A 13317-nucleotide genomic window follows, 5' to 3' on the forward strand; every position below is an offset into this window, starting at 1 on the left:
GTGTGTTCGTTGCATGGGGGTGGGAGAATGACCACCGGTTCACTGGCTGCGGTGCGCGGGGAGAGAGGTTACGTGACGGCGATGAACGGCGGCGGCACCCGTCGCTGGAGCTGGGGCAGCGGTCGCTCGGAGAGTCAGCGGGCCGACGCGCAGGCCGCCAAGGACGCCGCCGCTGCCGCCTTCTACGAGCTGGACACCGCACAGCGCGATCTGCGGATCTCCATCGAGACCCTCAGCGCCGTCGACGACTCCCCCGCCGCCCGTAAGGCCGTCCGGGACTTCGAGGAGTTCGGAACCCGGATCGACGAGGTCAGCCACGCCTACATCACCACCGTGGACGCGCACGACCTGGACCGTGACGATCTCGATTCCGGCTCCGCCGCACGCGCCCGCGCCGAGCTGGACCGGGCCAAGCAGGATCTGGAGCGCACCAAGGCCGATCTGGAGCGGTTCGGCCAGGGCCTCGCCTCCCTCCTCACCCAGGCCGAGAACGAGCTGGCCCGGCTCGTCCCCGCCGTCGAGCGGGCCCGGCAGGGGCTGCTGGCCGCCAGCAACGCGCTGGACTCCGCGCGTGCCGCCGGGCTCCAGGCCGACGAGCTGGCCTCCCGGCTCGCGGCCCTCTCCCCCGAGCTGACCAAGCTCAACGAGGGCGCGGGCAGACACGGCATCCAGGACACCCTGCGCCGCGCCGACCGCGTCGTGCGCGAGGCCGAGGCCATCAGGGGCGAGGCCGAGCGGCTGCCGGAGCGGGCCGCCGAGATCGACAAGCGGCTCTCCTCCCTGCGTACGCGCACCCAGGCGCTGCACACCCGCGCGGGCCAGGTCGAGCCCGTGCTCAGCGAGCTGCGCCGCCGCTTCAGCGCCGCCTGCTGGCAGGACCTCCAGCAGGTGCCGGACCAGGCGGCGAGATCCGTGCGGCAGGCCGAGGAGAGGCTGGCGGAGGCCCGCAAGGCGCGCGACGAGCAGCGCTGGGCCGACGCGACGTCGCTGCTCTCGACGGTCCGCGCGCTGCTCAACACCACGGACGAGTCCGTGAAGGCCGCCGGCGACCGGCTCCAGCGGCTCAACGAGGTGTCGTTCGACCACTCCAAGGAGGTCGAGCGCACGCGTTTCGCCATCCGCGACGCGCAGAGGCTCGCCATGGCCGGACGCAGCACGCCCGACCCCCGGCACGCCCGCCCGCTGGACGACGCCGTGGAGCGCGTGGACCGCGCGGTGGCCTCGCTCACCGGCCGCCACCCCGACTACTGGCATCTGCTGACCGAGCTGGACGCGGTGAAGGAGACCGTCCGCATCGTCGTCGAGCAGATCAGGGAGCAGCGGGCCGGCCAGTAGGCCCCCAAGAACGGATGCTGCGACGCGCGACGCATCGCTTACTCTTCCGTCATGCCTCGTTACGAGTACCGCTGCCGCGAATGCGGGTCCACCTTCGAACTGAGCCGTCCGATGGCCGAGTCGAGCGCCCCCGCGAACTGTCCGGAGGGGCACGACGACACCGTCAAGCTGCTGTCGACGGTCGCCGTCGGCGGCTCCGCTTCGGCCTCGGCCGCCTCCGCAGCGCCCGCACCGGGCGCGGGTGGCGGAGGCTGCTGCGGTGGCGGCTGCTGCGGCTGATCCGCACCCCCGCCCGCGCCCACGCGCCCCAAAGGACGCGCCCTCACCCCACCGCCGCGCCCACCTCGCGCAGAATCCGCTCCCCCGCCGCCACGCCCCGCTCGGGCAGCGCGGTGATGTGGGGCGCGTGCCACCCCTCGTCGGCGAGTTCGCCGTGGCCCGGGCGCCAGCCCTCGTCCGCCGCGAGGAGCAGGTCGGCGTCGAGGAGGGAGTCACCGGCCGCGTACGTGCGCGTGGCGCCCGTACGGCGGGCGACCTCCGCGATCGCGGCGCTCTTGGTCAGCGGGCGCGGCACGGCGTAGATCTTGCGGCCCTGGAGGGAGACGGTCCAGCCGCGGGGCGCGGCCCAGTCGCCGAGTTCCTTGACGTAGGTATCGGGCAGCCGCGCGCGGTCCACCACGAGGTACGCGAACAGGTCCTCGGCCACCCGCTCCTTGAGCACCCAGCCGCTTTCTTCGGCACCCGAAGCCGTACGCAGCATGTGCGCGCGGACCTCGTCGAGCGGCGCGCACTCCGTGAGGCGTTCGCGTACGCGCGCGTGCCAGTCGGGGTCGGACTCGCCGTCGACGAGCAGGTGGCCGCCGTTGGCGCACACCGCGTACCGAGGGGTCGGGCCCGGCAGGTGGATGCGCCCGTACTGCTCGCGGGTGCGGGTGGTGGTGGGCACGAAGACGGTACGGGCGGCCAGCGTCGCCAGCAGCTCAGCGGCCGTCTCCGTCAGGTAGGAGAGCGGTTTGCTCTCGTACACCTCGACGCACAGCAGCCGCGGCGCCGCCGCGTCCGGCACGGTCAGGCCGAGGGCAGCGGCCGAGTAGATCAGCGTGCGGTCCAGATCGCTCGCGAACAGCGACGACGGCGCCCCCGAAGCGGAGCCGGACGCGGAGGGAGACGCGGCCGGAGACGCGGCCGGATGCGTGGTCATCGGGACGCCACCGCCTTGCCGTCCGCGCCGGTCGCGCCCCTCGTGAAGCGTGGATGGATCAGCCCGACGCAGCGGTACGGCAGCCCGTCGACCTCCTCCACCGGCACACCGCGCTGCTCCGCGAGCAGCCGCACGTGGTCGAGGTCGCCCCCCGCGTCGCGCCGCGCCAGCACCCGCCAGGGCACCCGGCGCAGCAGCACCCGGGTCGTCTCGCCGACGCCGGGCTTGACGAGGTTGACGTCCCCGATGCCGTACTCCTCGCTGATCCGCTCCACCGCGCGCCAGCCCTCCCAGGTGGGCGCGCGCTCCGCTTCGGAGGCGGCGAGCAGCGTCCGCGCGCCCTCGTCGGCCTGCGCACGCACCTCGCCGAACCGGGACTCGACCGCCTCCAGGAAGAACCGCGAGACGTCGGTCTCCGCCAGCTCGCGGTAGAACTTGCCGCCGTGGAAGTCGTACGGGCCGACGAGGTCGGCGCGCAGCACGGTGCGCGAGATCAGCCCGGAGACCGTGGAGTTGAGGCAGGCGGAGGGGATGAGGAAGTCCTCGCGGGTGCCGTAGGTGCGTACGCAGCCGCCCGGGTCGGCGAGGACGGCCAGCTCCGGGTCGAAGCCCTCGAACGGCGCGAGCGCGTCGGCCAGTTCGCGGGTGATGGCGCCCTTGCCCGTCCAGCCGTCCACGAAGACGACGTCGGCGGGGTCGTGCCGCTCCGCGAGCCAGCGCAGCGCGGCCGTGTCGATGCCCTGGCCGCGCACGATGGACACCGCGTAGTGCGGCAGGTCCAGGCCGTGCGCGTGCAGCGCCCAGCGGCGCATCAGCACGCCGACGGGCGTACCGGCGCGCGCCAGCGACACCAGCACCGGGCGCCGCCCGCCCCCAGCCGGCCCGCCCGGCCCGCCTCGTTCGGCGAGCACCGTCTCGGTCACCGTGCCCACGGCGCGGGCGATGCGGGCGGCCGAGGCGTCGAGGGCACTGTGGAAGAGCCGCTGGTACTCGGCGCTGGGCTGGTACTCGACGGGCAACGACTCCGCGTAGTGCGCCCCGCCGCTCTGGATCGCCTCCTCGCGCTCCTCCGTCGGCGCTTCCAGTTCGACGTCCGAGACGTCCTGGAGCAGCCAGCCCACGTCGTCGGGCGCGTACGAGGAGAACGCCGGGCCGCGCAGCGGTTCGCGCAGCGGCGCGTAGGAGGGTACGACGCACAGGAGGACGGCGTCGGTGTGCCGGGAGAGCGCCGCCAGCAGCCCGTCAGGGGCGTGCAGCCGGGGCGTGTCGCCGGCCGAGTCCGTCACGGCGACGACGGCGTCGAAGCGGCGCGAACGGTCGGCGCCGGGCGCGACGTTGTACGCGTAGCGCGGACCGTGGCCCTCCCGCGGCCTGTCGTGCGCGGGGAAGGTGAGCGCGGTGCGTATCGCGTAGCCGGGGTCGTCCACGGCGAGTGCGGGGGAGCGGGTGGTCGTGGAGAACCGCACCTCCACCCCGTCCGCCGCTCCCCGTTCCGCTTCCGTTTCTCGTTCCGCTTCCAGCTCCGCCTCCAGCGCGGTGGCGAGTCGCAGCGGCGCGTACATCAGCTCCTCGTTACCGAGGACGAGCACACGGCGGGCGTGCGGCGGCAGTTCGGCCGCCAGGCGCCGGGCCATCGCGGGGAGGACGGCTTCGAGGTGCTCGCGGTGCGCGGCGGTGAAGCCGTGGCGCCCGCCGTCGGGCAGGCCCAGGGGCCAGCCCAGCTCGACGCGCCGCACGTTCCCGACGCCGCCGGGCGTGACGGGGCCTTCCTCCGCCCCGTCGTCGGCCCGCGCCCTCTCCTCGTGGCTGTACTCCGTGACGAGGCGCTGCCCGCGCTCCAGCACGTCGTCGGGAAGGGAGACGGCGCCACCGGCCAGGGCGACGATCTCGACCCGCGCGCCCAGCTCGGCGGCGAACTTGTCCAGCTCGGCGCTGTCCGCCTCGGACCGCATGTCCACCAGCGCGACGACCACGTAGCGCTCGCGCGGATAGCGGCGGTGCAGGGACGCGACGGTGTTGCGTATGGTCCGGCCCGTCGAGAACTCGTCGTCCACGAGGACCAGCGGCGCGCCCTCCGCGAGCAGTTCCGGATCCTCCGGCAGCAGCAGATGCGAGGTGGCGTGGCTGTGCTCCTCCTCGAAGCCGCCGACGGGGGTGACGCCGCGCACCGGGCGCCGGGTCGAGTGCAGATAAGCGCGCGCGCCGACGCCGTCGGCGACGCTGTGCCCGAGACCGGTCGCGGTCTCCGCGTACCCGAGTACCACCGCGCGCGCCGCCTCCGCCTCGCCCAGCAGCGCACGCACCCGGCGTCCCAGCTCCAGGCCCGCGCCGTGCACCGTGCCGGGGCGCTGCGGGACGTGCTTGCCCAGCACCTGCGAGACGAGCAGGTGGGCGCGCTTGGGGTTACGGCGCAGGGCCAGGCCGAGCAGTTCCCGCAGGCCCTCGCCGGTCAGCCCGACGTCCAGGCGCTCCGCGACCCATTCGCCGGACCAGGTCTCCGTCGCCCCGTCCGCCATGTCTTTCCCGCTGACCGCACCGTTCCCGTCCACCGCGCCCACGCCCACGCCCACTCCGTCCACCTTGTCCGTCCCGCCACATTCACCGCGTCCGCCCCGTACAGCCTGCTCGTCGCTCACTTGACCCCCGCCGCCAGCAGCTCCACGAAGCCCACGCCCTCGCGGGCGACGCCGAAGACCTCGCCGCGCAGCAGGGTGCGCTCGGCCCAGGCGCGGTGGGGCTTCACCTCGTTCATCTTGTTCGTGTAGGCGGAGCGCAGGACTCCGCCGCCGCAGCGCTCCGGGCGCAGGATGTCCGTCGCGTCGGAGAACTCCTCGTGGCTCACGACGGACAGCGCGTGCACGGGCGCGACGTGGGAGGGGTGGATGCACGTCTTGCCCAGCAGCCCGTTCGCGCGGTCCAGCTCGATCTCGCGCAGCAGCCCGTCCATGTCGTGCGCGATGAGGTTCGTCCGCAGCTCCTCGGCCCGCCCGCTCAGGAAGGGGCTGCGCCGGAGCTGGGGCTTGAACATCCGCTCCTGGAGCCTGAAGTACTCCCACACGGGCCCCGTCACGGTGAAGCCGGTGCCGTCCGCCCTGCCCAGCGCGTTGACGACGTCCCCGATGACGGAGGCGACGAGCTGCACGTCGTAGGCGGTCATCTCGGGCGTGCGCCGCAGCCCGTAGGCCGAGCAGAAGTCGGTCACGCCCAGGCGCAGGGCCAGTACGCGGTCGCGGTACTTGTTGACCGCGCGGGATATCCCCGTCAGGGTCTCGGCACGGGTCTCCATGTGCAGCAGCTCGGGCGACTCCAGCACGGGCATCGCGAACAGCCGTCGCCCACCGGCCGTCTCGGCCTCGTCCAGCGCCTCCAGGAACGGGATGCCGCGCTCCTCGGTGAACTTCGGGAGTACGAATCCGGACACCAGCCGTGCGGCCGGACCGAGCCGGTCGACGAGGTCCGGTATCTGTTCCGGCTCCCGTACCCGGATGAACAGCAGCGGCGGCTCGTCGGCCCCGTCAGCGCCGGTTCCGGTCCCGGTTCCGGAGGTGGCGTGGGCCAGCTCGCCGAGCTGGCGCACCAGGTTCTCCTCGGCGGCCACGACCTCGGCGTCATCGATGGAGTCCTCCAGGCACAGCACCATCGAGACCACCCCACGAGCGCCCTGCCGCACCACGTCGGAGGCGAGGGAGGCACGGGTGGCCGGGCTGTAGAGCGTGGCGCCGAGCGCGGCTGCCAGCGTGCGGGCCGGTGAATCCGGTGTGAACTCGGCGGGCTCCTGGTGGAAAAGCGTCTGCCGGAGTTCAGGCGTGAGATGCCTGAAATGGCGCATGGATGCCCTCGTCTCCCCGTCTCTTTCGCAGCCGTCCGACCTTGGTGGCTGTGACGCGGCGCTGTCTTTCGGCCCGCCTCGGCAGCGCTGCCGTGGCGGAATCTGGCCGCTCATCGTACGTACGAGGGTGGGTCAAGAGTTCCTCAAGCGGGTGAAAAACACGTTACCCCTGGGTACACACGCCTCTCCCCCCGCGTTGTCGCGGAGTGCGGCTGGAGGGCAGGATGAGTCTATGACGCACGCCATGTTGAAGGGGTCGAACATCCAGCTGGAGACGTCGGCGGTGCGTGCCGTCCTGTGCTGGTCACCGGGGACGGGGGCGCCGGACGTGGACGCCTCGGCGCTGCTCCTCGGTGACAGCGGAGCGGTCCGCTCGGACGACGACTTCATCTTCTACAACCAGCCCCGGCACCCCTCGGGAGTGGTCAGGCACCTCGCCAAGACCCGGGAGTCCGGTGAGTCCGGCGGCCTGATGGACACCGTCGAGGCCGATCTGTCGGCGCTGGACGCCACCGTCGACCGGGTGATGCTGGCCGCTTCGGCGGACGGCGGCACCTTCGCCGACGTACGCGAGCTGCGGCTTCTCCTGTACGCGGCGGGGACGGAGGCCGATCCGTCGGCCGAGCCGCTGGCGCGGTTCGAGATCGAGCCGGAGACGGGCTCGGAGACGGCGATGATCTGCGGCGAGCTGTACCGCCGCGGGGACGGCTGGAAGTTCCGGGCGCTGGGCCAGGGCTACGACACGGGGCTCATCGGGCTCGCCACGGAGTTCGGCATCTCGGTCGACGAGGGCGAGGTCAGCCAGGAGGTCACCCCGCCGCACGGCACGGGCGGCGAGAACGGCCCCGAGACGACGGCGACGCCGACGCCCACACCTGCGTCCGTATCCGCGTCCGCCTCCGCCTCCCCGTCCGCCGATCCGGACGGGGACGCCACCGTGCCGTACGTGCCGGGCCCCGAGACCCTCGGCCCCCTCCCCGTGGGACCTGGGGGCGCTCCCGCGGGTACGGTGCCGAAGCCGCCCGGCGAGCCGGACTTCCCGGCTCCGGAACCGGTGCCCGAACCGCGTCCCGAACCCCAGCCGGGCCCCGAACCGCAGCCCGTCCCGGACCCGGTCCCCGGGCCAGGGCCAGGGCCCGCCCCGGAACCGCCCTCTCCGGAACCCCAGCCGCAGCCCGCGGGCGCGCACGGAGGTGGAGGCGGGGCCTTCGCCGCGGCCGGCGCGGGCGCCATGGGAGGCCCGCACGGCGCACCGCACGCGCCGCAGCCGGGGTACGGCTATCCGCCGCCCCCGCAGCAGCCGCCGTCCACCCAGCCCGCCTACGGGTATCCGCAGCCCACGTACGGCTATCCGCAGCAGCCGGACCCGAACTTCCAGTTGCCGCCCCAGGGCCCGCAGTTCCTCCACGCATGAGGTGAGGTCGGCCGGGACCGCCGGAACCGCCGGGACGCGTACGTCCCGGCGGTCGGTAGGTACGTCGGTACGCCGCGACGGGCCGGGCCCAGCCCCCGCAGCCCCGCAGACGGCGCTCCCGCAGCCGCAGCCCCCTCAGACCTTGCCCGCCTTGTAGCCGCGGCCCCACTGGAGGCCCCAGCCGTAGAGGCGGTCCAGCTCCGCCTGGAAGCCGTACACGTAGCGGCCCTCGCGGCGGACGATCAGCTCGCCCTTGTGGTGCTCCAGCAGCATCACCGCGCAGGAGCGCGCCTGCGGCGCCCGCTCGTCGAGGCCGACCTCCACGCGGGGTCCGTTGCTCGGGAAGAGGGACACGATGGCGTGGGTGCGGTCGAAGGCCGGAGTGCCGTCGTAGATATAGACGAAGATCAGCAGGCGCTTGATCTCGTCCTTGTGGTCAAGGTTGATGTAGATCGTCTCGCCGGAGGCCGAGCCGAACCTGTCGTCCCCGCTGAGCTTCACATACGGCGGGGCGTTCATGTCGCCGAAGAAGTTGCCGAGCGGCTGCACGACCCCCTTGCTGCCGTCCACCAGCTCGTACATGCACGCCAGGTCCAGGTCGACGTCGACGACGCCGTGCGTGTGCGCCTGGACGACGTCGGGCTTGAGCGACTGGAACGGATGCCGCAGCGAGGAGCTGCGGCGCGGGCGGCCCTCGATGTCCGAGCTGCGCATCCGCCAGGAGAGGTTGACCCGCATACTTCCTCTGTCGGCGCCCTGCTCGGTCAGCGAGACCATCGAGTTCCGCTTCGTCAGTTCCACCGCGTACGTCGAAGGGCCGCCGACCGTATCGAACTTCGGCCCGTGCCGCCTCATCCCCACGCCGCGCCGCCAGTTCTCCCACAGGGAGACCATCACGCACCCCCACTCGGAAACTCACCAGAAACTCACCAGGAAAAATGCTCCAACTGCGGCGGGGCGGTACCGAGGACGGGACCTCGGTACCGCCCCGCTTGGAGCGTTCCGCAATCGGACCGCTGTGACACATGCCGGGGGCTCACCCCGGAACGGGTCCCGCGCGGTCGGGTGGCGACGGCCGGGGCGCCGGGCTTCGCGGCGCCCCTGGCCCGTCAGACCTGCGAGGTGACCTCCGGCTTCTTGGAGGAGCCACCGCCGTCGTCACCGGACTCGTCGTCCTCGCCGTCACCACCGCCGTTGGCCGCGATGGCGCGGTTGCGCCGGACCGAGGACCAGAAGGAGGCGGCGATCAGGAGGACACCGAGCAGGCCGGTGATGACCTCGTTGATCTGGAACTTGATGGTGATGAGGAGGATCGCGGCGAGCGCACCGATCGCGTAGTGCGCGCCGTGCTCCAGGTAGACGTAGTCGTCGAGCGTGCCCTGACGGACGAGGTACACCGTCAGCGAACGGACGTACATCGCACCGATGCCGAGGCCCAGCGCCATCCAGAAGATGTGGTTCGTGATGGCGAAGGCGCCGATGACGCCGTCGAACGAGAAGGAGGCGTCCAGCACTTCGAGGTACAGGAACATGAAGAAGGCCGCCTTGCCCGCGAGGCCCACCATGCTCGGGTCCTTGCCCTGGCGCTTGGCCTCTTCCTCGGCCTCCTGCTCGCGTTCCTCCTCCTCTTCGAGCTTGTTCTCGAAGTGTCCGGAGAGGCCGCCGACCATCAGATACGTGATCAGACCCGCGATGCCCGCGAGCATGACCGTGCTGGACTTGTCGGCGTGGCCGCCGCCGTGCTGGTGCGCCGAGACCGCGAGGGTCATGGCCGAGACCAGCAGCACGATCAGCGCGATGCAGACGGACAGCATGTCCACCTTGCCGAGCTTGGCGAGGGGACGCTCCAGCCAGGCGAGCCACTTGTGCTCACGGTCCGTGAAGATGAAGTCGAGGAAGATCATCAACAGGAACATCCCGCCGAAGGCCGCGATGGCCGGGTGGGCGTCGGTGACGAGCTGCTCGTACTGGCCGGGCTTGTCCAAGGCCAGTTGCACGGCCTCGATGGGCCCGACCTTGGCTGTGATGGCGACGATGACGACCGGGAACACCAGCCGCATTCCGAACACCGCGATCAGGATGCCGATGGTGAGGAAGATCTTCTGCCAGAAGGCATTCATCTTTTTCAGCACACCGGCATTGACGACCGCGTTGTCGAAGGACAACGAGATCTCCAGGATGGAGAGCATCGCCACCAGTGCGAACGCTTCCCACCCCCAGAAGAACGCAGCGCAGGCGAGTCCGACGGCGGTGACGCCGAAGGACCAGCCGAAGGTTCTCAGAAGCACTGGCTACCCAATCCGCTTTACGTAAGACAGGACGATGGATTACGAAACGTTGACTCCGAAGTCTAGAGCGATGCCTCTCAGCCCAGAGGCGTACCCCTGCCCAACCGCACGGAACTTCCACTCCCCGTTGTACCGGTACAGCTCGCCGAAGATCATGGCGGTCTCCGATGAGGCGTCTTCCGTGAGGTCGTAGCGGGCCAGCTCCTGGCCGTCCGCCTGGTTGACGACACGGATATAGGCGTCGGTGACCTGCCCGAAGGTCTGCTGACGGGGCTCGGCGTCATAGATGGAGACCGGGAAGACGACCTTGTCCACCTGGGCGGGGACGAGGCCGAGATCGACCAGGACCGTCTCGTCGTCCCCGGCACCGCTGCCGCTGCCGCCGACCAGCTCGTCGCCGGTGTGCTCGACGGAGCCCTCGGGGCTCTTGAGGTTGTTGTAGAAGATGAAGTATTCGTCGCCGAGAACCCGCCCGTTCGCGCACAGCAGCGCGCTGGCGTCGAGATCGAAGGCGGCGCCGGTCGTGGAGCGGGCCTTCCAGCCCAGCCCGACCTGGACCTGGGTCAGGTTCGGTGCAGCCTTCGAGAGGGAGACATTGCCCCCCTTGGCGAGCGTGACGCCCATGTTCCGCTTCCTCTCCCCGGTACTGATGCACCCGCTGATGCATCCAGTGTGTCCACACCGCCCGGCGCCGCACACCTCCTGAACACGGAAGTCTGCGGCGCCGGGACACTGCCGTAAAGCGCGTGGGACCTTGTGATCGTTTCGCACGCACTGTTCTTTGTGGCCAAGGACGCCAAAGGCGACAAGGACGGCAAGGGACGGCCAGGGGTGTCCGCCGTGCGCCGCCCGGAGGCCCAGGCGCTTCCGCCGTGCGCGGCGCCGCCGCCGCCCGTCAGACGTTGACGCCGAAGTCCTGCGCGATGCCGCGCAGGCCCGAGGCGTACCCCTGCCCGATGGCGCGGAACTTCCACTCCGCACCGTGGCGGTACAGCTCGCCGAAGACCATGGCGGTCTCCGTCGAGGCGTCCTCACTGAGGTCGTAGCGGGCCAGCTCGTTGTTGTCGGCCTGGTTGACGACGCGGATGTACGCGTTGCGTACCTGGCCGAAGCTCTGCTGGCGGGCCTCGGCCTCATAGATGGAGACCGGAAAGACGATCTTCTCCACATCGGCGGGGACGCCGGCGAGGTTGACCTTGATGACCTCGTCGTCCCCCTCGCCCTCACCGGTGAGGTTGTCACCGGTGTGCTCGACGGAGCCGTCCGGGCTCTTGAGGTTGTTGAAGAAGACGAAGTTCTGGTCGTTCCCGACCTTGCCCTCGGAGTTCGTCAGCAGCGCGCTGGCATCGAGGTCGAAGTCCGAGCCGGTGGTCGTACGGGCGTCCCAGCCGAGACCGACGATCACGGCGGTGAGGTTCGGCGCCTCCTTGGTCAGCGAGACGTTGCCGCCCTTGCTGAGGCTGACTCCCACGAGTCCTCCTGGATATTGTTCGTAAGGAGCACCGCGTGACCGCGTGCCGTGCCCCCGTATTACGGATGCCGTCAGATCAACGAGTCGATCCTAGTGAGCGGTTCCCCCGGGCTCACAGTGTTCGCTCAGAGGGATTCCAGGGCCTTCACGTAGTCGTCCAGATCGCGCGCGTCCGGGAGCCCGTTCACCACGGTCCAGCGCACCTCGCCCGCCTTGTCGATGATGAAGGTGCCGCGCACGGCGCAGCCCTTCTCCTCGTCGAAGACGCCGTAGGCGCGGGACGCCTCGCCGTGCGGCCAGAAGTCGGAGAGCAGGGGGTAGTCCAGGCCCTCCTGCTCGGCGAATACGCGCAGGGCGAACGGCGAGTCGTTGGAGACGGCGAGCAACTGGACGTCGTCGTTCACGAACTTCGGGAGTTCGTCGCGCAGGGCACACAGCTCACCGGTGCACACACCGGTGAAGGCGAACGGGTAGAAGAGGAGGACGACGTTCTTCTTCCCCTGGAAGTCGAAGAGCGATACAGCTTCGCCGTGCTGGTTCCGCAGCGTGAAGTCCGGAGCCTTGGTGCCGACCTCGATGGCCATGGGTGGGGAGCCCCTCTCTTGGGTCTCTTGGGTGGCTTGCCTGCCTGACGGGCCCAGTCTTGCACCTCGGCGCGGCACGGTGCGGACCAGGCGCGGGGCCGGAAGCGGCACAGACGCGGGCGCGGACGCGGAACGGTGCCGGGAACGTGGGCGCCGGGAAGCGGCACGGAACGGTGCCCGGCGCGGGGCCCGGCAGCGGCACGGAACAGCGTGGGCCCCGACGGACTCGCCGTCGGGGCCCACGCCTCGGTCTCTGCGTCTCTACGCCTACGCCTCAGTCTCTGCCGTTCGGCCGGCTCTGCCCGTCAGCGCTTGCCGGAGCGGGCCGCCTTCGGGGTGACCAGGCGGCTGCCGGTCCAGTCCTTGCCCGCGTTGACGCTGCTCGTCTGGGCCAGGCCCGCGGTCTGGGCTGCCTCGCCGATCTCGCTGGGCTCCACATAGCCGTCACGGCCCGTCTTGGGAGTCAGCAGCCAGACCGGGGCGCCCGCGTCGATCATCGTGGTGGCGTCCACCAGCGCGTCCGTCAGGTCGCCGTCCTCCTCGCGGAACCACAGAATCACGGCATCGGCCACGTCGTCATGATCTTCATCGACGAGCTCCGTACCCGTGATGGCCTCGATTCCCTCACGGAGTTCCTGCTCGGTGTCGTCGTCGTAACCGAGCTCCTGGACCACCTGCCCGGGCTGGAAACCCAGCCTCGCGGCCGGGTTGGTCCGCTCCTCCGCGTGGTCCGCGGTCGCGCTCACGGATTGCCTCCTGTCATCTTTCTTGAATATGCCTGGCGCCCCGCGCGCACGCGAAGCATTGGCCGTAGTCCACACGGGCGGGACGGATCGCGCAAGTACCCAGCCCTCCATCCCGCCCAAACGTTGACGTCTCACCCCACAATGCCTGATCAACAGTGATTCACACCACAGGGATCTGGCGCGGATCAGCCGGGTTTGCCCCGGCTGGCCCACGGGGGCCGAGGCGCGGGGCGTGCACCGCGCATGCCCAGCGGCGCGCGCGGCGCGGACTCCGCCGCGCGCCGTGCGCCTACCCGGGCCGCGCGAGACCAATCGCGACCGATCGCGACCGTTAGGGGCGGGTGGGCCCTGGCGGGGACGGGCGGGCACGGGTGGGGACGGGCGAGAACGAGACAGTGCGGCCCGTCCCGCCATCCGGGGGACCCGGGGGGCCGGGGCACGTGGGGGGG

Annotated in this window: 12 protein-coding genes; 3 read left to right on the forward strand and 9 right to left on the reverse strand. The window is 71.2% G+C overall.

From position 1 onward, the window contains the following. Window positions 1-81: 81 nt before the first annotated feature. Together ACYVOO_RS33860 and ACYVOO_RS33865 are read left to right on the forward strand one after the other, a co-directional pair. On the forward strand, window positions 82-1335 hold the full coding sequence (locus ACYVOO_RS33860) for a hypothetical protein (RefSeq protein ID WP_461019657.1): 1254 nt from the start codon (window positions 82-84) through the stop codon (window positions 1333-1335). Between the two features lie 51 nt (window positions 1336-1386). Beyond that, on the forward strand, window positions 1387-1614 hold the full coding sequence (locus ACYVOO_RS33865; RefSeq protein WP_461019554.1) for an FmdB family zinc ribbon protein: 228 nt from the start codon (window positions 1387-1389) through the stop codon (window positions 1612-1614). Between the two features lie 43 nt (window positions 1615-1657). On the opposite strand, the gene ACYVOO_RS33870 is transcribed toward ACYVOO_RS33865, so the two are convergent. From ACYVOO_RS33870 to ACYVOO_RS33880, 3 genes are all read right to left on the reverse strand, one after another. Further along, entirely contained in the window at window positions 1658-2536 is an 879-nt protein-coding gene (locus tag ACYVOO_RS33870) for an HAD family hydrolase (protein ID WP_461019555.1), read from the reverse strand. After that, window positions 2533-5052 carry a phosphoribosyltransferase gene (locus ACYVOO_RS33875; RefSeq protein WP_461019658.1) on the reverse strand — a complete coding sequence of 840 codons (2520 nt, stop codon included), beginning with the start codon at window positions 5050-5052 and terminating at the stop codon, window positions 2533-2535. The genes ACYVOO_RS33870 and ACYVOO_RS33875 overlap by 4 nt, the downstream gene beginning before the upstream one ends. A gap of 116 nt (window positions 5053-5168) precedes the next feature. Then, window positions 5169-6365 (reverse strand): HpcH/HpaI aldolase/citrate lyase family protein, encoded by a 1197-nt coding sequence (locus ACYVOO_RS33880; protein ID WP_461019556.1) that lies wholly within the window; start codon window positions 6363-6365, stop codon window positions 5169-5171. 232 nt (window positions 6366-6597) lie between these two features. On the opposite strand from ACYVOO_RS33880, the gene ACYVOO_RS33885 reads away from it, so the two are divergent. Continuing rightward, window positions 6598-7779 (forward strand): TerD family protein, encoded by a 1182-nt coding sequence (locus ACYVOO_RS33885; RefSeq protein ID WP_461019557.1) that lies wholly within the window; start codon window positions 6598-6600, stop codon window positions 7777-7779. Window positions 7780-7914: 135 nt separating this feature from the next. Here the strand turns inward: ACYVOO_RS33885 and ACYVOO_RS33890 are convergent, their stop codons facing one another. The 6 genes from ACYVOO_RS33890 to ACYVOO_RS33915 form a co-directional block, all read right to left on the reverse strand. Beyond that, window positions 7915-8673, reverse strand: coding sequence for a TerD family protein (locus ACYVOO_RS33890; RefSeq protein ID WP_453349891.1), 759 nt, complete (start codon window positions 8671-8673; stop codon window positions 7915-7917). Between the two features lie 215 nt (window positions 8674-8888). Next, window positions 8889-10067, reverse strand: a complete 1179-nt coding sequence (locus tag ACYVOO_RS33895; protein WP_461019558.1) for a DUF475 domain-containing protein — start codon at window positions 10065-10067, stop codon at window positions 8889-8891. Window positions 10068-10106: 39 nt separating this feature from the next. Further along, window positions 10107-10691, reverse strand: a complete 585-nt coding sequence (locus tag ACYVOO_RS33900) for a TerD family protein (RefSeq protein ID WP_461019559.1) — start codon at window positions 10689-10691, stop codon at window positions 10107-10109. Between the two features lie 271 nt (window positions 10692-10962). Continuing rightward, window positions 10963-11538 (reverse strand): TerD family protein, encoded by a 576-nt coding sequence (locus ACYVOO_RS33905; RefSeq protein ID WP_453349894.1) that lies wholly within the window; start codon window positions 11536-11538, stop codon window positions 10963-10965. Between the two features lie 125 nt (window positions 11539-11663). Beyond that, window positions 11664-12122: a peroxiredoxin gene (locus tag ACYVOO_RS33910; RefSeq protein WP_461019560.1), complete on the reverse strand. Its 459-nt coding sequence runs from the start codon at window positions 12120-12122 to the stop codon at window positions 11664-11666. A 305-nt stretch (window positions 12123-12427) separates the two neighbouring features. Then, window positions 12428-12868, reverse strand: coding sequence for a DUF3052 domain-containing protein (locus ACYVOO_RS33915; RefSeq protein ID WP_453349896.1), 441 nt, complete (start codon window positions 12866-12868; stop codon window positions 12428-12430). Between the last annotated feature and the right edge of the window lie 449 nt (window positions 12869-13317).

This window comes from Streptomyces daliensis (assembly GCF_054782395.1).

Coding starts and splice junctions, on each gene's coding strand:
- ACYVOO_RS33860 (WP_461019657.1), top strand. CDS start 82: ATGAACGGCGGCGGCACCCGTCGCTGGAGCTGGGGCAGCGGTCGCTCG.
- ACYVOO_RS33865 (WP_461019554.1), top strand. CDS start 1,387: ATGCCTCGTTACGAGTACCGCTGCCGCGAATGCGGGTCCACCTTCGAA.
- ACYVOO_RS33870 (WP_461019555.1), bottom strand. CDS start 2,536: ATGACCACGCATCCGGCCGCGTCTCCGGCCGCGTCTCCCTCCGCGTCC.
- ACYVOO_RS33875 (WP_461019658.1), bottom strand. CDS start 5,052: ATGGCGGACGGGGCGACGGAGACCTGGTCCGGCGAATGGGTCGCGGAG.
- ACYVOO_RS33880 (WP_461019556.1), bottom strand. CDS start 6,365: ATGCGCCATTTCAGGCATCTCACGCCTGAACTCCGGCAGACGCTTTTC.
- ACYVOO_RS33885 (WP_461019557.1), top strand. CDS start 6,598: ATGACGCACGCCATGTTGAAGGGGTCGAACATCCAGCTGGAGACGTCG.
- ACYVOO_RS33890 (WP_453349891.1), bottom strand. CDS start 8,673: ATGGTCTCCCTGTGGGAGAACTGGCGGCGCGGCGTGGGGATGAGGCGG.
- ACYVOO_RS33900 (WP_461019559.1), bottom strand. CDS start 10,691: ATGGGCGTCACGCTCGCCAAGGGGGGCAATGTCTCCCTCTCGAAGGCT.
- ACYVOO_RS33910 (WP_461019560.1), bottom strand. CDS start 12,122: ATGGCCATCGAGGTCGGCACCAAGGCTCCGGACTTCACGCTGCGGAAC.